The 16,175-nt window shown below is 67.2% G+C and carries 16 protein-coding genes; 9 read left to right on the forward strand and 7 right to left on the reverse strand.

The features are described 5' to 3' along the window. The first annotated feature begins 38 nt into the window (after positions 1-38). Both AC4PTO_RS02320 and AC4PTO_RS02325 read left to right on the forward strand, forming a co-directional pair. Positions 39-1,751, forward strand: a complete 1,713-nt coding sequence (locus tag AC4PTO_RS02320) for a tetratricopeptide repeat protein (RefSeq protein WP_492731479.1) — start codon at positions 39-41, stop codon at positions 1,749-1,751. After that, the gene (locus AC4PTO_RS02325) at positions 1,738-2,625 is read left to right on the forward strand and encodes a 4-(cytidine 5'-diphospho)-2-C-methyl-D-erythritol kinase (protein WP_492731480.1); all 888 of its coding nucleotides are present in this window, start codon (positions 1,738-1,740) and stop codon (positions 2,623-2,625) included. The genes AC4PTO_RS02320 and AC4PTO_RS02325 overlap by 14 nt, the downstream gene beginning before the upstream one ends. Positions 2,626-2,628: 3 nt before the next feature. Here AC4PTO_RS02325 and AC4PTO_RS02330 read toward each other — a convergent pair whose 3' ends face one another. Further along, entirely contained in the window at positions 2,629-3,630 is a 1,002-nt protein-coding gene (locus tag AC4PTO_RS02330) for a polyprenyl synthetase family protein (RefSeq protein ID WP_492733503.1), read from the reverse strand. A 65-nt stretch (positions 3,631-3,695) separates the two neighbouring features. Here AC4PTO_RS02330 and AC4PTO_RS02335 point away from each other — a divergent pair, with 65 nt between their 5' ends. From AC4PTO_RS02335 to AC4PTO_RS02345, 3 genes are all read left to right on the forward strand, one after another. Next, positions 3,696-3,908, forward strand: coding sequence for a putative signal transducing protein (locus AC4PTO_RS02335; protein ID WP_492731482.1), 213 nt, complete (start codon positions 3,696-3,698; stop codon positions 3,906-3,908). Then, the gene (locus AC4PTO_RS02340) at positions 3,908-4,669 is read left to right on the forward strand and encodes a tRNA1(Val) (adenine(37)-N6)-methyltransferase (RefSeq protein WP_492731484.1); all 762 of its coding nucleotides are present in this window, start codon (positions 3,908-3,910) and stop codon (positions 4,667-4,669) included. The genes AC4PTO_RS02335 and AC4PTO_RS02340 overlap by 1 nt, the downstream gene beginning before the upstream one ends. Before the next feature lie 118 nt (positions 4,670-4,787). Next, entirely contained in the window at positions 4,788-4,952 is a 165-nt protein-coding gene (locus tag AC4PTO_RS02345; RefSeq protein WP_492731486.1) for a YdcH family protein, read from the forward strand. A 32-nt stretch (positions 4,953-4,984) separates the two neighbouring features. On the opposite strand, the gene yddG is transcribed toward AC4PTO_RS02345, so the two are convergent. From yddG to AC4PTO_RS02370, 5 genes are all read right to left on the reverse strand, one after another. Beyond that, a complete protein-coding gene (gene yddG, locus AC4PTO_RS02350; protein WP_492731487.1) occupies positions 4,985-5,848 on the reverse strand; it encodes an aromatic amino acid exporter YddG in 864 nt (287 codons plus the stop codon). 61 nt (positions 5,849-5,909) lie between these two features. After that, positions 5,910-6,635 (reverse strand): beta-ketoacyl-ACP reductase, encoded by a 726-nt coding sequence (locus tag AC4PTO_RS02355; protein ID WP_492731488.1) that lies wholly within the window; start codon positions 6,633-6,635, stop codon positions 5,910-5,912. A 105-nt stretch (positions 6,636-6,740) separates the two neighbouring features. Beyond that, positions 6,741-7,916, reverse strand: coding sequence for an acetyl-CoA C-acetyltransferase (locus tag AC4PTO_RS02360; protein ID WP_492731490.1), 1,176 nt, complete (start codon positions 7,914-7,916; stop codon positions 6,741-6,743). A gap of 162 nt (positions 7,917-8,078) precedes the next feature. Then, positions 8,079-8,918 (reverse strand): EAL domain-containing protein, encoded by an 840-nt coding sequence (locus tag AC4PTO_RS02365; protein WP_492731491.1) that lies wholly within the window; start codon positions 8,916-8,918, stop codon positions 8,079-8,081. 104 nt (positions 8,919-9,022) lie between these two features. Beyond that, positions 9,023-9,565, reverse strand: coding sequence for a TlpA family protein disulfide reductase (locus AC4PTO_RS02370; RefSeq protein ID WP_492731492.1), 543 nt, complete (start codon positions 9,563-9,565; stop codon positions 9,023-9,025). Between the two features lie 25 nt (positions 9,566-9,590). Here AC4PTO_RS02370 and argH point away from each other — a divergent pair, with 25 nt between their 5' ends. Genes argH through AC4PTO_RS02390 form a run of 4 tightly spaced genes read left to right on the forward strand, consistent with a single transcriptional unit; the run spans position 9,591 to position 15,112 of the window. Then, positions 9,591-10,997: an argininosuccinate lyase gene (gene argH, locus AC4PTO_RS02375; protein WP_492731494.1), complete on the forward strand. Its 1,407-nt coding sequence runs from the start codon at positions 9,591-9,593 to the stop codon at positions 10,995-10,997. Further along, positions 10,994-11,152: a hypothetical protein gene (locus AC4PTO_RS02380; protein ID WP_492731495.1), complete on the forward strand. Its 159-nt coding sequence runs from the start codon at positions 10,994-10,996 to the stop codon at positions 11,150-11,152. Before argH ends, AC4PTO_RS02380 begins: the two co-directional genes overlap by 4 nt. A 36-nt stretch (positions 11,153-11,188) precedes the next feature. Then, positions 11,189-12,454, forward strand: coding sequence for a diaminopimelate decarboxylase (gene lysA / locus AC4PTO_RS02385; RefSeq protein ID WP_492733505.1), 1,266 nt, complete (start codon positions 11,189-11,191; stop codon positions 12,452-12,454). Between the two features lie 33 nt (positions 12,455-12,487). Further along, on the forward strand, positions 12,488-15,112 hold the full coding sequence (locus tag AC4PTO_RS02390) for a DUF4175 domain-containing protein (protein WP_492731497.1): 2,625 nt from the start codon (positions 12,488-12,490) through the stop codon (positions 15,110-15,112). Positions 15,113-15,142: 30 nt separating this feature from the next. On the opposite strand, the gene AC4PTO_RS02395 is transcribed toward AC4PTO_RS02390, so the two are convergent. Then, positions 15,143-16,135 (reverse strand): zinc-ribbon domain-containing protein, encoded by a 993-nt coding sequence (locus tag AC4PTO_RS02395; RefSeq protein WP_492731498.1) that lies wholly within the window; start codon positions 16,133-16,135, stop codon positions 15,143-15,145. Between the last annotated feature and the right edge of the window lie 40 nt (positions 16,136-16,175).

Here is a 16,175-nt window from a genome sequence, read left to right on the forward strand (position 1 = left end):
GGCTACCTTCTGCGCAAGCGATTGAAGGAAGCCCGTCCTTGACCTCTTTGCCCCTGCCGCTTCGTGCGCTTTGCCTGGTGCTGGCGCTTGTTCCCGCCGCGCCGTCGGTTGCCCATGCCGATCTGGCGGGCCCCTATCTTGCCGCCCGCGTGGCAAGCGCCGAAAGCGATTATGCGGCGGCGTCGGAATATTACGCGCGCGCACTTCTGTCCGATCCGTCGGATGCCTTGTTGCAGGAATCCGCGCTGATCTCGTATCTCGCGCTTGGCGATATGGATCGCGCGCAGTCGGTTGCGCAGGCGATGGATCAGGGGGCGGAAGGCTCGCAGACCGCGGCGCTGACGCAGCTGGCGGTCGATGTGGTGGCCGGTGATTACACTGCCCTGCTGTCCCGGCTGGACGGGGGGGGCAATACGGGGCCCCTGATCGGGGGGCTTGCGCGGGCCTGGGCCCTGGCCGGGCAGGGGCAGATGTCCGATGCGACGGAGGCGTTCGACAAACTTGCGGCCGAACGCGGCATCGCGGTGTTCGGGCTGTATCACAAGGCGCTGGCCCTCGCGATGGTGGGGGACTACGAGGGCGCGGATGCGATCTTCGCCGCCCCTGAGGCCGAAGGGCTGCACCGAACCCGGCGCGGGGTGCAGGCCCACGCTCAGGTGCTGAGCCAACTGGAGCGTAACGCCGATGCCATCGCGCTGATGGAGCAGGCCTTCGGCAGCGATCTCGATCCCGAAATGGCTGCGATGCGCGATGCGCTTCAGGCTGGCGAGGCGGTGCCCTTCTCGGTCGTGACCTCGGCGCGTGAGGGGTTCTCCGAGACCTTCTTCACGGTGGCAAGCGCGCTGAGCGGCGAAACGCCGGATACGTTCACCCTTATCCATGCGCGGCTGGCACAATATCTGCGCCCGGATCATGTCGATGCCGTGATGCTTGTCGCCGCCATGCTGGAGCAGCAGCGCCAATATGCCCTGGCCACGGAGGCCTATGCCACCATCCCGCGCGACCACCCGTCCTTCCATGCGGCCGAACTGGGCCGGGCCGAGGCGCTGATGGCGTCGGGGCGTTCGGATGCGGCGATCGAGGTGCTGGAACAGCTGTCCCGCTCGCATCCCGATCTTGCGGGCATCTGGATTTCGCTTGGCGACACCTATCGGCGCGAAGAGCGTTATGACGATGCGGCCGCGGCCTATGACAAGGCAGTCGCGCGTTTTGGCGATCCCCAGCCCGAGCACTGGTTCGTATGGTATGCACGTGCCATCGCGCAGGAACGCTCGGGCGATTGGGACAAGGCCGAGGCCGGTTTCCGCAAGGCGCTGGAACTGAGCCCCGAGCAGCCGCAGGTGCTGAACTACCTTGGCTATTCCTATGTCGAGAAGCAGGAAAACCTTGAAGAAGCCCTGTCGATGATCGAGCGTGCGGTCGCCGCGCGCCCAGAGGATGGCTATATCATCGACAGTCTCGGCTGGGTTCTCTACCGGCTTGGCCGTTATGACGAGGCGGTGGTGCAGATGGAGCGCGCGGTCGAGCTGATGGCGATCGACCCGCTGGTGAACGACCATCTGGGCGATGTCTACTGGGCGGTCGGGCGCAAGCGCGAGGCCGAGTTCCAGTGGAAGCGCGCGCTTTCCTTCGGGCCGGGCGAAGACCTGGACATGGACCGGGTGCGCCGCAAGCTCGAGGTCGGCCTCGATGCGGTGCTGGCCGAAGAGGGGGCGCCGCCGCTGAAGGCAACGGTGAATGCCGGGAATTGAGGTCGCAGCCCCGGCCAAGGTCAATCTGACGCTGCATGTCATCGGGCAGCGCGCCGATGGCTATCACCTGCTGGATTCCCTGGTGGCCTTTGCGCCCGTGGCCGATCTTCTGCATCTTGCGCCCGCGCCCGAGATGGGGCTGCGCGTGACCGGCCCCGAGGCGGCCGGCGTCCCCGAGGACGGGCGCAACCTTGTGATGAAGGCCGCGTCGCTGCTGATCGAGCGGCTGGGGCCGGTGCCGGGCGCGGCGCTGTGGCTGGACAAGCACTTGCCGGCGGCCTCGGGGATCGGCGGCGGGTCTGCCGATGCGGCGGCGGCGGTGCGCGGCCTGCTGCGGCTTTGGCGGGTCGACCGGCCCGAGTGGCTTGAGGGCGCGATGCTGAGCCTTGGGGCCGATGTGCCGATGTGCCTTGAATGCCGCCCGGCCCGCGTGTGTGGTATCGGCGAACGGATCGCGCCCGTGGCGCTTCCGGCCCTGCCCGCGGTGCTGGTCAACCCGCGGGCCGAGGTTTCGACCCCTGCGGTCTTTCGCGCGCTTGCCCGGCGGGACAATCCGCCGATGCCGGCGGATCTGCCGCAGTTCGGCGCGGCCGGGGCGCTGATCGACTGGCTTGCGATGCAACGCAACGACCTTGAGGCCCCGGCGCTGTCGGTCGCGCCGGTGATCGGGGAGGTGCTGAGTGCAATGCGCGGCGAAGCGGCATGCCGCCTGGCGCGCATGTCGGGTTCTGGCGCCACCTGTTTCGGGCTGTTCGCCACCCGCGCCGAGGCCGAGGCCGCCGCCAGGCGGCTGCGCGCGGCGCATGGGGATTGGTGGGTTGCCGCGGGCGATCTGGGCGATCAGGGCGCGTTGGCGCGCCCGCGCGCGGGGTAGGCCTTAGCGGATGCGGGCGACGACGTAATCGGCCAGATCGTCGAGCATCGCGCGCAGCGGATGATCGGGCAGGCGGGCAAGGGCTGCGCGGGCCTTTGCGGCCCAGGCCACGGCCTCGGCACGGGTGGCGTCAAGCGTGCCATGGGTCTGCATCAGGGCAAGGGCCTGCTCCAGATCCCCGTCCTGCTGATCGCCCTTCTCGATGGTGCGGCTCCAGAAGGCGCGCTCTTCGGCATTGGCCATGGCCACGGCCTTGATTACGGGCAGCGTGAGCTTGCGTTCGCGGAAATCGTCACCGACATTCTTGCCGATCACGCCGGCCGTGCCGGTGTAATCCAGCAGGTCGTCCACCATCTGGAACGCGATGCCAAGCGCGTCGCCATATTCGAACAATGCGCGCACCTGATCCTCGGGCGCGGCGGCGATCACCCCGCCCACCTCGGTCGCGGCCGAGAAAAGCGCCGCCGTCTTGCCGCGAATGACCTTGAGGTAGACGCCCTCGTCGGTGGCCAGATCCTGCGCGGCGGTCAGTTGCAGAACCTCGCCCTCGGCGATCACGGCCGAGGCATTGGACAGGATGCCCAGAACCCGCATGTTGCCGGTTTCGGTCATCAGCTGGAAGCTGCGCGCGAAAAGATAGTCGCCCACAAGCACGCTGGACTTGTTGTCCCACAAGAGGTTCGCCGTCGGGCGGCCGCGGCGCTGCTGGCTTTCGTCGACCACGTCGTCATGCAGCAGCGTGGCCGTGTGAATGAATTCGACCGTCGCGGCAAGATGAACGTGATAGGGCCCGCCATAGCCGCAAAGCCGGGCTGCGGCCAGGGTCAGCATCGGGCGCAGGCGCTTGCCGCCGGCCTCGACCAGATGGGCGGTGACCTCGGGGATGCGCGGGGCATGTTCGCTGGCCATCCGGTCGCGGATCAGTGTATTGACGGCCTCCATATCCACGGCAAGGGCCGCGGCAAGCCGGTCATGCGGTTTACTGGCCTTGTCATCGAGGCTCATCATGCTTCCCTTCCCCTCGGATCCCTGGCTCGACAGGGCCTGACATAGCCCGTAAGTCTGGGACCATGAAAGAACTTTTGCGCAGCACGGACCCGGTAACGCTTGCCCTGGCAACAGCCCTTCTTGAGGGCGAGGGTATAACGGCCTTTCAGATGGACGTCCACATGAGCGTGCTTGAAGGAAGCATTGGCATATTGCCGCGCCGGATCATGGTGCGCGACCAGGATCTGTTCCTGGCGCAGGCGGTGCTGCGCGACAACGATATCCGGGCCGGGTGATGTTTGCCGACGCGGATCTGAGCGAGGACGGCTTTCTGGGCGGGCGGTTGCGGATCTGGCAACCGCGCGCGGGCTATCGCGCGGCGATGGACCCGGTCCTGCTTGCGGCGGCCTGTCCGGCGGTGGCGGGGCAGGGGGTTCTTGAACTTGGCTGCGGGGCCGGGGTCGCCAGCCTGTGTCTGGGCCACCGGGTGCCCGGTATCGCCCTGACCGGGCTGGAGTTGCAACCCGCCTATGCCGGCCTTGCGCGGCGCAATGCGGAACGGAATGGCATCGCCCTGACGGTGATCGAGGGGGATCTGGCGGCCGTTCCCGCGGGGCTGCGCGCGCAAAGCTTCGATCATGTGATTGCGAACCCGCCCTATTTCTCCGCGCAAAGCGGAACCGCCGCGCGCGATCCGGGGCGCGAGACCGCGCAGCGCGAAGAGACCCCGCTTGCGGGCTGGCTGGATGCGGGGCTTCGGCGGTTGCGGCCCGGCGGGCTTCTGACCCTGATCCAGACGGCCGAACGCCTCCCCGACGTGCTTGCGCCACTGGCAGGGCGGGCGGGTGACATCACGGTTTTGCCGATCGCGCCGCGCCATGCGCGCGCGGCGGGCCGGGTTGTCGTGCAGGCCCGCAAGGGCGCGCGCGGCGCGTTCCGGCTGCTCGCGCCCTTCGTTCTTCATGCCGCCCCGTCGCACGGTTTCGATGGCGAGGATCTGGCCCCCGAGGCACGGGCGATCCTGCGCGATGGCGGTGCCCTGCCGATCAGGCGTTAACGGTTTCGCGGGAATTCGCGGCCGAATGCGAAATCCTGCCGCATCTTGACGACAACTGCGTGACACGACTCGGAACTTGTGGTGGGATCGGGATGTGGAAACATCAGAGGAGACTGCCATGTCGCTTAGTTCGCACCTTACCGAACTTCGCAAGAAGCATGAGGCTCTGTCAGAGGCGGTTGAGCGCGCTCAGCGCAGCCCCAGCTTCGATGACCTTCAGATCGCGGATATGAAGAAGCAGAAACTCAAGATCAAGGAAGAGATCGCGCGCCTGTCCCAATAGGGCCGCGCAAGCAGAACAGGATTCCCCTGAATTCAACGCGACCGGCTGGCCCATGCGGCCAGCAAGGCGCCTGTGGTTATCAACGCCGCTGCCAGCACCAGCTTGAGGCTGGCGGCGGCAACCCCGGTGGCCACAAGGACAAGCGTGGACAGAAGCGGGGCCGCATAAGAGGCGGTGCCCAGAAGCTGGATGTCCCCGCGCTTTACCCCGACATCCCAGGTGTAGAAAGCAAGGCCCACCGGCCCGAGCCCGAGCGCCAGCACCGAAAGCCATCCCCGTGCGGTGCCCGGCCAGACGGTTTCCTCCAGCATCAGATGCGCAAGGGCCGAAAGCACCGCGCTTGCGATGCAGAACACCGCGACCGCCGCGGTCGGAACGGCCCCCAGCCTGCGCGAGATCAGCGAATAGCCCGACCATGTCAGCGCGCACAGAAGCGCCAGCCCGTATCCGGGCAATGCCGCCGCCGAAAGCCCCAGGCCGTTCCCCGCGACGATCAGCGCTGCGCCGGCAAAGGCCACCAGCGCGCCAAGGACATGGGTGCGTGTCAGCCGTTCCCCCGGCAGGAACCCCGAAAAGATCACGATCAGCAGCGGCCAGAGATAGGCGATCAGGCTGGCCTCGGCGGCGGGCGCAAGCCGCAGCGCCGAGAAGTAGAGCAGGTGATAGCCGAACAGCGCCGCCGTGCCAAAGCCGTAGACGGCCAGCGGCACATGGCGCAGCGCGGCGAAACCGCCGCTTGCCCCGATCCAGATCAGGCCGATAGTGCCGCCGATGGCGAAACAGGCCGCGTTCAGCAATAGTGGCGGAACCTCGGACGCGCCGACCGTGAAGAGCGCCAGAAGCGCCCACATCAGGATGGCGGCAAAGCCGGTCAGGGTGGCGCGGTTCTTGCTCATGGGGACACCAAAAGGGAAAGGCCCGCAGATAGCGGGCCTTTCCGGGGAAATGCAAGGGCATTCAGACGAAGAACTGCCCGCCATTCGCAGAGATCGTGGAGCCGGTGATGAAACCGGCATCGTCGCCGGCAAGGAACACCACGCAGCGGGCGATCTCTTCGGGTTCGCCAAGGCGGCCGACCGGGATCTGCGGGATGATCCGCTCGTTCAGCACCTTCTCGTCGATGGCGCGCACCATCTCAGTGCCGATATAGCCGGGGCAGATCGCGTTCACGGTGATGCCCGCGCGCGCGCCTTCCTGCGCAAGCGCCTTGGTGAAGCCAAGATCCCCCGCCTTGGCCGCGGAATAGTTCGCCTGACCGGCCTGACCCTTCTGTCCGTTGATCGACGAGATGTTGATGACGCGCCCGAACTTGCGGTCACGCATGCCCGACCAGACCGGATGGGTCATGTTGAACAGGCCCGTCAGGTTGGTGTCGATGACTTCCTTCCACTGCTGGGCGGTCATCTTGTGGAACATCGAATCGCGCGTGATGCCGGCGTTGTTCACCAGAACGGCAACCGGGCCGAGGTCGGCCTCGACCTTCCTGATCCCTTCCGCGCAGGCATCGTAATCGGCGACCGACCATTTATAGGTCGCAATACCCGTCTCGTCGGTGAATTTCTTCGCCGCTTCGTCATTGCCGGCATAATTCGCGGCGACGGTGTAGCCGGCGTTCTTCAGGGCCACGGAAATTGCGGCGCCGATCCCGCGCGAACCGCCGGTGACGAGTGCTACTTTGGACATGATTCCCCCATTTGAATTGCTCTCCTTGAAATCCTGTTACCGAAATAAAGAGGGGCGCGCAACAATGTTGCGCGCCCGATTGTGCAGTTGCAGCGTTTTTTGCGATCAGGCGCGCTCGAGGCACATGGCAACGCCCATGCCGCCGCCGATGCACAGCGTGGCAAGGCCCTTGTTCGCGCCCGAGCGCTGCATCTCGAACAGCAGGGTGTTCAGGATGCGCGCGCCCGAGGCGCCGATCGGGTGGCCGATGGCGATGGCGCCGCCGTTGACGTTCACCTTCGAGGTATCCCAGCCCATGTCCTTGTTCACGGCGCAGGCCTGCGCGGCAAAAGCCTCGTTCGCCTCGATCAGATCGAGGTCGGCGGCCTTCCAGCCGGCCTTCTCAAGCGCCTTGCGGCTGGCCGGGATCGGGCCGCAGCCCATGATCGACGGATCAAGCCCCGCCGTCGCGTAAGAGGCGATCCGGGCCATCGGCTTGAGGCCGCGGCGCGCCGCTTCCTCTTCGCTCATCAGAAGGACGCCCGCCGCGCCGTCGTTGATCCCCGAGGCGTTGGCCGCGGTCACGGTGCCGTCCTTGGTGAAGGCGGGGCGCAGCTTCTGCATCGATTCCAGCGTGGCACCGTGGCGGATATATTCATCGGCATCCACCACGATGTCGCCCTTGCGGGTCTTGACGGTGAAGGGGGTGATTTCGTCCTTGAACTTGCCGGCCTTCTGCGCGGCCTCGGCCTTGTTCTGGGAGGCGAGGGCGAATTCGTCCTGCATCTCGCGCGAGATCTGCCATTGCGCGGCGACATTCTCGGCGGTCTGGCCCATGTGATAGCCGTTGAAGGCATCCCAGAGGCCGTCCTTGATCATCGAGTCGATGAATTTCATGTCGCCCATTTTCTGACCGGCACGCAGATGCGCGACATGGGTCGACAGCGACATGCTTTCCTGGCCGCCCGCGATCACCACCGATGCATCGCCAAGCTGGATGTGCTGGGCGCCAAGCGCCACGGCACGCAGCCCCGAACCGCAGACCTGGTTGATGCCCCAGGCGGCGCTTTCGACCGGCAGGCCGGCGTTGATATGCGCCTGGCGCGCGGGGTTCTGCCCCTGACCGGCGCTCAGCACCTGCCCCAGGATGGTTTCGGACACGTCGGCCTTGTCGATCCCCGCCCGTGCCACGAGCGCCTCGATTACCGTGGCGCCCAGTTCATGTGCCGGCGTATTGGCGAACGAGCCGTTGAAACTGCCGACAGCCGTCCGGGCCGCCGAGACGATGACAACATTGGTCATGGGTCCTCTCCCTATGATGCAGGAATTGCAGGGCTGGACGCCCCGCGTGCCGCTGCGCAGCATGCCGCAAGGACAGGCAGGGTCAAGCCCTATTGCGTGGGCAGGGCCAAATCGCGGGCGGCGGGCGGGCGCGCCGGGCGCGGCATTCCGTCGCCCGTGCCGTCATGCGCGCAGGGCGGCGGCAGGAAGTTTCCACGGCGGGCGGACCGTGGGCGCCCCGAAGTAATAGCGCTGCATGCAGTCGATGCCGGCCTGCGTCAGGAAGGCGGCGTCCTGCGCGGATTCAACCGCCTCAGCCACGGTCAGCATGTCGAAATGTGCGGCGATCGAGATGAGCGCCGCGGTCAGCACCTGATTGTCGGGATCGTCGGCGATGCCGCGGATGAACTGGCCGTCGATCTTGATCATGTCGAAGTAAAACTGGCGCAAGTAGCGGAACGAGGTGTATCCGGCGCCGAAATCGTCCAGCGCGAAGCTGACGCCATCGGACTGAAGATCCTGCATGAAGACGCCGACGACATCCGGCATCACCATGGCCGAGCTTTCCGTGATTTCCAGGATCAGCCGCTCGGCCACCGTGTCGTCGCGCGCAAGGCCGCGGCGCAGCACGCGTATCCAGTCCGGATAGCCGATGGAGCGGGCCGACATGTTGACCGAGAGCCGCAGCGCGGGTTCTTCGGCCAGCGTCTGCAACCCGACCTCGAGCGCAAGGCAATCGAGCTGGCGCCCCAGTTCGGTGGTTTCCACCGCCTCGATGAAATCCCGCGCGGGAATGATGCGGCCGTTTTCATCCAGAACGCGAATCAGCCCTTCGTAGAAGGCGGGGCGATCGGGCCGTGCGGCCTGCATGACGGGCTGGAAGGCCAGCATCACGTCGCGCCGGGCGATCGCGTTGCGCACCATGGACAGGCTGTCCTTGTCGCGCTGGGCCAATGCGAAATCCAGCGGGCTGGAAAGGCCCCGTTCGATCGGGCTGCCCTGCGGGGCGTCGCGTTTATCCATTCTGAACTCCTTCACCTCGCGCCAGCTTGGGCCGAAGCCGCTAAGAAGGAGTAAAGTTCTTGTTTTGCTTCAAATTGACCGGAACTTGTTTCCGGCGCGTGCGCTCAGTCTTCGGTCAGGGCGCGGATCAGATCCTTCGCCTCGGGCGCGTCCCACTCGGCCTCTCCGATAAGGCGGGCGACCTCCTGCCCCTCGGCGTCGAAGATAACGGTGACGGGCAGGCCGACCACCCCGAGGGAGCGGGCAAGCTGCTGGCGCTCGTCCTTGTGGCGGGGCAGAAGCGTGACACCGGCCTCGGTGAAGAACTTGTCGATCGCGGTGGGCGTGTTGCGCCCGGTGGCGATGGTCAGCACCTCGAACGCATCGCCGCCCAGTTCGGCCTGAAGCCGGTCGAGCGCGGGCATCTCGGCCCGGCAGGGCGCGCACCAGGTGGCCCAGAAGTTCACCAGAACGACCTTGCCCTGCCAGTCCGACAGCCGCCTTTCGGCCCCCGACTCGTCCAGAAAGACCACATCGGGCGCGGGCACGGGCGGTTCCGTCAGCACGAGCTTTTTCATGTCGCCCAGTTTCAGCGCGGCAAGGTCCGCCGCCGACGCGGCGTTTGCACCAAGCGCGAGGGCCGTATAAAGGACGAGAAACCGCAGCATATTGCCTCCGACAAAGGGCCATTCGATGACCGACACCGCCAAGCATAGCAAAGCCTCCAACGCGATGTGGGGCGGGCGTTTCGCCGCAGGGCCGGACGCGATCATGGAAGCGATCAATGCCTCGATCTCGTTCGACAAGCGGCTTTACGCGCAGGATATTCGCGGCAGCCGGGCCCATGCGGCGATGTTGTCCGCACAGGGCATCATCAGCAATAAAGACGCCGAGGCGATCGGGGAAGGGCTTCTCACGGTCTTGTCAGAGATCGAGGCCGGAAACTTTCCGTTTCGGACCGCGCTGGAAGACATCCACATGAATGTCGAGGCGCGGTTGAAGGATCTCATCGGCGAACCGGCGGGCCGGCTGCACACGGCGCGGTCGCGTAATGACCAGGTGGCGACCGACTTTCGCCTTTGGGTGCGCGATCAGTGCGACGCGGCGATCACCGCGCTGTCGGCCCTGATCCGTGCCTGCCTTGCCCAGGCCGAGGCGGGGGCCGACTGGGTGATGCCGGGCTTCACCCACCTTCAGACCGCGCAGCCGGTGACCTGGGGCCACCACATGATGGCCTATGTCGAGATGTTCGCCCGCGACCGCGCGCGGTTCGAGGATGCGCGCCGGCGGATGAACGAATGCCCGCTGGGCGCGGCCGCGCTGGCGGGCACCGGCTTTGCCATCGACCGTTTCGCCACCGCCGCCGCGCTTGGTTTCGACCGCCCGATGGCCAACAGCCTCGATGCGGTGTCGGACCGCGATTTCGCGCTGGAATTCCTGTCGGCCGCCTCGATCTGCGCCATGCACATGAGCCGCCTTGCCGAAGAGCTGGTGATCTGGTCGTCGGCGCAGTTCCGTTTCGTGGCGATGTCGGACAAGTGGTCCACGGGATCGTCGATCATGCCGCAAAAGCGCAACCCCGACGCGGCCGAACTGATCCGGGCGAAGATCGGGCGCATCCTTGGGGCCAATGTTGCGCTGTTCACCGTGATGAAGGGGCTGCCGCTGGCCTATTCCAAGGACATGCAGGAAGACAAGGAACAGGTCTTCGATGCGGCCGATACGCTTATGCTGGCGCTTGCGGCGATGAGCGGGATGATCTCGGATCTGAGCGTCAACCGCGACAGGCTGGAGGCCGCGGCGGCCTCGGGCTTTTCGACCGCGACGGATCTGGCCGACTGGCTGGTGCGCGAGGCCGGGCTGCCGTTCCGCGATGCCCATCACGTCACCGGCACGCTGGTCGCGCTGGCCGAGAAGAAGGGCTGCGACCTGCCTGACCTTGCGCTGGAAGAGATGCAGGCGGTGAACCCCGCGATCACCGCGGCGATCTTCGATGTGCTGGGGGTGCGCAACTCGGTCGCCTCGCGCCAGTCCTATGGCGGCACCGCCCCCGATCAGGTCCGCGCCCAGGTCGCGCGCTGGAAAGAGGCGCTGCGGTGAGGCCGGGCCTGCATGTCCGGTGGGCCATGGCCGCGCTGTTGCTGGGCATCCTGGCCGGGTGCGGGGTCAATGGCGATCCGCGGCCGCCCTATGGCGCGGCGCCGGCTGTGCAGCCGCTGGCCGATGAGATATTCGACAAGCGGCTGGACGGCTGAGGCCGTTTCGGAGTCGCGCGATCGCAAGGTGCAATGATGGATCATTTTCTGTTTCGTGACGGCGTTCTGCATGCCGAGGACGTGCCCGTGCCCGAGATCGCGGCACAGGTCGGAACGCCGTTCTACGTCTACTCGACCGCCACGCTGACGCGGCATTTCCGCCTGTTCCAGGAGGCGCTTGACGGGCTGGATCATCTGGTCTGTTTCGCGGTCAAGTCGAACGGCAACCTTGCGGTGCTGCGCACGCTTGGCAATCTGGGTGCGGGAATGGATGTCGTTTCGGGCGGGGAATACCTGCGCGCGAAGGCGGCGGGCGTTCCGGGTGAGCGGATCGTCTTTTCCGGGGTCGGAAAGACCGCGGCCGAGATCCGGCTGGCGCTGGAAGGCGGTATCCGCCAGTTCAACGTGGAAAGCGAACCCGAGCTGCGGGTGATTTCCGCCATCGCCTCGGAACTGGGCCTCGAGGCGCCGGTTGCGCTGCGGGTGAACCCCGATGTCGATGCCAGGACGCATGAGAAGATCGCCACCGGGAAATCCGAGAACAAGTTCGGCATTCCGATCGCCAGGGCCCGTGCCGTCTATGCCGAGGCGGCGGCCCTTCCGGGCATCCGCGTGGTGGGGGTCGATGTGCACATCGGCAGCCAGCTGACCGATCTTGCCCCTTTCGAGGCGGCCTTCCTGAAGGTGCGCGAACTGACGCAGGCGCTGCGGGAAGACGGCCACACCATCACCCGGCTGGATCTGGGCGGCGGGCTTGGCATTCCCTATGCGCGCTCGAACGAGGCGCCGCCGCTGCCGATCGAGTATGGCCAGGTGATCCGGCGCACGCTGGGCGACATGGGCTGCGAGATCGAGATCGAGCCGGGGCGGCTGATCTCGGGCAATGCCGGGATTCTTGTCAGCTCGGTGATCTATCTCAAAGAGGGCGAGGGGCGCGACTTCCTGATCCTCGATGCGGCGATGAACGATCTTGTGCGTCCCTCGATGTATGGCGCGCATCACGACATCGTGCCGGTGATCGAACCCGCGCCGGGCGTCGATCAGCGGCCCTATGACATCGTGGGGCCGGTCTGCGAAACCGGCGATACCTTTGCCAGGGCGCGCGACCTGCCGCCGCTTGCGGCGGGCGATCTGGTGGCGTTCCGCTCGGCCGGGGCTTATGGCGCGGTGATGGCCTCGGAATACAACACCCGGCCGTTGATCCCCGAGGTTCTGGTGAATGGGGATCAATTCGCCGTCATCCGGGCAAGGCCGAGCTTTGACGAAATCCTCGGGCGCGATACCATTCCCGAATGGCTGTAACGGGGAATCCGCCCCGATCGCCAGAAAGGACCGATGCAGGATCAGACCCAACCGCAAGATGTGCTGAAGGCACTGGCGCGTCCGCTTGCGTTGACGCGGGCGGGCATGCTGGCCGAACGCGCGCTGCGCGCCTTCTGGCCCGCGGCCTCGCTTCTGGCGCTGGGGCTGGCGGCGCTTGCCTTCGGTGCGCAGGATCTGATCGCCCCGTCCAGCCTGCTTTGGGTGGCGCTGGCCGCGGGCCTTGTCCTGGCGGTGGCGCTGGCGCATGGGGTCAGGCGGTTTCGCCTGCCGACCCGCGCCGAGGCGCTTGCACGGCTGGATGCCACGCTGGCCGGGCGCCCGATTGCCGCCCTTGGCGATGCGATGGCGCTTGGCGGGAACGATCCGGCCGCGCAGGCGCTGTGGCAGGCGCATCTGGCGCATATGGCGCAGCGCGCGCGCCTGGCCCGCGCCGTTCCGCCCAACCCCGATCTTGCCCCGCGTGACCCGTTCGCCCTGCGCCTGTCGGCGCTGACCGCGCTTGTCGTGGCGCTGGTCTTCGGGGCACCCGGCCGGGTGGCGGAGCTTGCGGATGCCCCGCGCGCTGCGGGCACGGCCGAAGCCGCGATGGGGCCAAGCTGGGAAGGCTGGGCCGAGCCGCCGCGCTATACCGGCAAGCCGGGGCTCTATCTCAACGCGCTGGATACCGACACGCTGGCGCTGCCCGAAGGCACGCGCCTGTCGTTCCGGTTCTACGGCACGCCCGGCGCGCCTGAGTTCAGCGAAACCGTCTCGAACCCGGCCGCGATCCCGCAAGAGGATGACGCCGCGCGCCGCGATTTCGAGGCGGCCCGTTCCGGTGTCGTCAGTGTCGGCGGCCCCTCGGGGCGCGCGTTCCAGATCACCGTGCTGTCCGACGAAGGCCCCGAGGTCGAGGTCACGGCGCTGGCCACCCGGCGCGCCGATGGCCGCCTGTCACAACCCTTCCGCGCCTTTGACGATTACGGTGTCGTGGGCGGGCAGGCGCGCATCGCGCTGGATCTGGCCGCGGTGCCGCGCCGCTACGGGCTGGCCCTTCCGCCCGAGCCGCGCGACGATTTGATTTTCGATCTGCCCTTGCCGATCACCGGAAACCGCGCCGATTTCACCGAGGTTCTGATCGAGGATGCGGCCAAGCACCCTTGGGCGAACCTTCCGGTCAAGCTGATGCTTGAGGTCGAGGACGGGCGCGCCCAGACCGGGCGCAGCCCTGAACAGGCGATGGAGCTTCCGGGCCGGCGCTTTTTCGACCCGATGGCCGCCGCGCTGATCGAGGCGCGCCGCGATCTTCTGTGGGCGCGCGGGAATGCGCCGCGGGTCTCGCAATGGTTGCGCGCGGTGTCGCACCGCCCCGATGACATCCTCAGGCGCGAGGATGCGGCGCTCATGCTGCGCGCCACGATCGACCGCCTTGATGCGGCGCTGGAACAGGGCGAGCTGGCGCCCGAGCTGCGCGACGAACTGGCCGAGACCCTGTGGTCGCTGGCCGAGCTGCTGGAAGACGGCGGCCTTGCCGATGCCCTGGAAGCGATGCGCCAGGCGCAGGAGCGCCTGTCCGAGGCAATCCGCAACGGCGCCTCGCCCGACGAGATCGCCAAGCTGATGGATGAGCTTAAGGAAGCGACCGACAATTACCTGCGCATGCTGGCCGAACGCGCGCCAGAGGAAGAGGGCCCTCAGTTCGGACGCCAGCAGGAAAGCCAGACGATCACCGGCGACCAGATCCAGCAGATGATGGACGAGATCCAGCGCCTGATGGAAGAGGGCCGCATGGCCGAGGCGCAGGAGCTGCTCGATCAGCTGTCGCGGATGCTTGAGAACCTGCGCATGACCCAATCGCAGAACGGCGAGGGGGATATGCCCGGTGGCCGCGCGATGCGCGAGCTAGGCGAGACGCTGCGCGACCAGCAGGAGCTTTCGGACGAGGCGTTCCGCGACATGCAGGAAGGGTTCGAACGCGGCAATCAGGGGCAGGGACGTCCGCAACCGCGCGCCGACGGGATGCCGGGCAACGGCCAGGGCATGATGCCGCAGGACCCCGGTCAGGGCGGAGGCGGGCAAGACCCCGGCACGCCGCCCGAGAACCGGCAGGGACAGGGCGGAGCGGACGAGGGCGATCCGCAGGAGGGCCAGAGCCTGGCCGACCGGCAGCGCGCGCTCCGTGAAGAGCTGGGCCGCCAGCAGGGGCTGTTGCCGCGTCTGGGCAACGAGGCCGCCGAAGAGGCCCGCCGCCGCCTGAACGAGGCGGGCCGCGCGATGGACCGCGCCGAAGAGGCTCTGCGCCAGGGCGATAACGGGGCCGCCATCGACCGCCAGGCCGATGCGATCGAGGCGCTGCGCGAGGGATTGCGGGCCTTGGGCGAGGCATTTGCGCAGGAGCAGGGCCGCCAGCAGGGCGAAAGCGCCGAGCAGCGTCTGGGCGAGGCCGGCAACCGGGGCGGGGCGGAACTGCCGCGCGATCCGCTGGGGCGTGCCATCGGCGAAGGCTCTCGCATCGACACGGATCAGGATCTGCTGGCCGGAGAGGATGTCTACCGCCGCGCCCGCGACCTGCTGGACGAGATCCGCCGCCGCTCGGCCGAGCGGTTGCGTCCCGATGACGAACTGGATTACCTGCGCCGCCTGCTGGACCGCTTCTAGGCGGGGTGGGCCGGTTTCCCGGCCCTTGGATCAGACCTGTGAATCGTCCTGCAATGCGTCGATCACGTCGCGCATCTGCTGATCGAGCCAGACCCGGCCCTCGTCGACCTTCTGCACATAGGCGTCGATCGTGGGGGCAAGGGCGGGCACCGCCTCGCTGATGCGCGGGGCCATCGAATAGACCAGAAGGCCGATCACCCCGAGCAGCACGATCAGCATGAAGCCCATGCGGAACCCCGACCGGCGCCGGGCGAGCGTTTGCGGCGCGTCCCATGCGGCCGCTTCGCCGCCCCGGTCCGACGTGGCGCTGAGCGTCGAGTTGATTTCCTCGATGTCCGGCAGGGCGCGGCGGTGCAGTGTCTGTTCTGGGATTTCGTCGTCGAATTCGTCATCCTCGAACTCATCGGCCGAGAGGTTCTCGACAACGCGGTTCTGCGCGGGTTTCGCCGCCTGCGCGGCGGCTGCGCCGGCCAGACCCGCCGCGGGCCCCCCGAGGCCAAGATCTGGCTGGGTTTCCAGTGCACTGCCTTCGGCCCTGCGGGCCTGCGTTTCGCGCGCGGCCTCTTCGCGCAGGATTGACAAGAGGTTGTCATCCTGAGTGCGGCGCGGCGCGGCGGCAGGCGGAGCCTCGGCGTCCTGTCCAGCTTCGGCCGTCGTCTCTTCGCGGCTGGCCGAGACCATGGCCGAAAGCATTCCCTCGATATCTTCGCCCTTCTCTTCGGATGCGGCTGGCGGAGGTGGGGGTGCGGCGGCGGGCGATTCAGCGTCCGGTTGTGGCTCGGGGGGGGGGGCCGCGTCGGGTGCTGCTGCGTCATGTGGGGCGACGTGCCCGGCGGGCTCGCCTTCCCATTCAGCCGGTTCGGGCAGCACATCCTCGGCCGGTTTCTCTGCGGCAAGCGCCGCCTTGCCCGCCTGAAACCAGGAATGCCCGCAATTCGAGCATTGCACGTCACGACCGCCATCCGGGATGACACTGTCATCCACCTCATATTGCGCCTTGCAGTTCGGGCAGGTCAGCCGCATTCCGTCACCATATAGAACTCTCACCGTTGCCGTTCTGGCA

The organism is Rhodobacter maritimus (genome assembly GCF_058747975.1).

What these genes read in the sequence shown, in the direction of transcription:
- AC4PTO_RS02355 (WP_492731488.1), bottom strand. Translation starts at nt 6,635, where the DNA reads ATGTCCAAAGTAGCACTCGTCACCGGCGGTTCGCGCGGGATCGGCGCC.
- lysA (WP_492733505.1), top strand. Translation starts at nt 11,189, where the DNA reads ATGGATCATTTTCTGTTTCGTGACGGCGTTCTGCATGCCGAGGACGTG.
- argH (WP_492731494.1), top strand. Translation starts at nt 9,591, where the DNA reads ATGACCGACACCGCCAAGCATAGCAAAGCCTCCAACGCGATGTGGGGC.
- AC4PTO_RS02395 (WP_492731498.1), bottom strand. Translation starts at nt 16,135, where the DNA reads ATGCGGCTGACCTGCCCGAACTGCAAGGCGCAATATGAGGTGGATGAC.
- AC4PTO_RS02330 (WP_492733503.1), bottom strand. Translation starts at nt 3,630, where the DNA reads ATGAGCCTCGATGACAAGGCCAGTAAACCGCATGACCGGCTTGCCGCG.
- AC4PTO_RS02360 (WP_492731490.1), bottom strand. Translation starts at nt 7,916, where the DNA reads ATGACCAATGTTGTCATCGTCTCGGCGGCCCGGACGGCTGTCGGCAGT.
- AC4PTO_RS02370 (WP_492731492.1), bottom strand. Translation starts at nt 9,565, where the DNA reads ATGCTGCGGTTTCTCGTCCTTTATACGGCCCTCGCGCTTGGTGCAAAC.
- AC4PTO_RS02390 (WP_492731497.1), top strand. Translation starts at nt 12,488, where the DNA reads ATGCAGGATCAGACCCAACCGCAAGATGTGCTGAAGGCACTGGCGCGT.
- AC4PTO_RS02325 (WP_492731480.1), top strand. Translation starts at nt 1,738, where the DNA reads ATGCCGGGAATTGAGGTCGCAGCCCCGGCCAAGGTCAATCTGACGCTG.
- AC4PTO_RS02365 (WP_492731491.1), bottom strand. Translation starts at nt 8,918, where the DNA reads ATGGATAAACGCGACGCCCCGCAGGGCAGCCCGATCGAACGGGGCCTT.
- AC4PTO_RS02335 (WP_492731482.1), top strand. Translation starts at nt 3,696, where the DNA reads ATGAAAGAACTTTTGCGCAGCACGGACCCGGTAACGCTTGCCCTGGCA.
- AC4PTO_RS02345 (WP_492731486.1), top strand. Translation starts at nt 4,788, where the DNA reads ATGTCGCTTAGTTCGCACCTTACCGAACTTCGCAAGAAGCATGAGGCT.
- AC4PTO_RS02340 (WP_492731484.1), top strand. Translation starts at nt 3,908, where the DNA reads ATGTTTGCCGACGCGGATCTGAGCGAGGACGGCTTTCTGGGCGGGCGG.
- yddG (WP_492731487.1), bottom strand. Translation starts at nt 5,848, where the DNA reads ATGAGCAAGAACCGCGCCACCCTGACCGGCTTTGCCGCCATCCTGATG.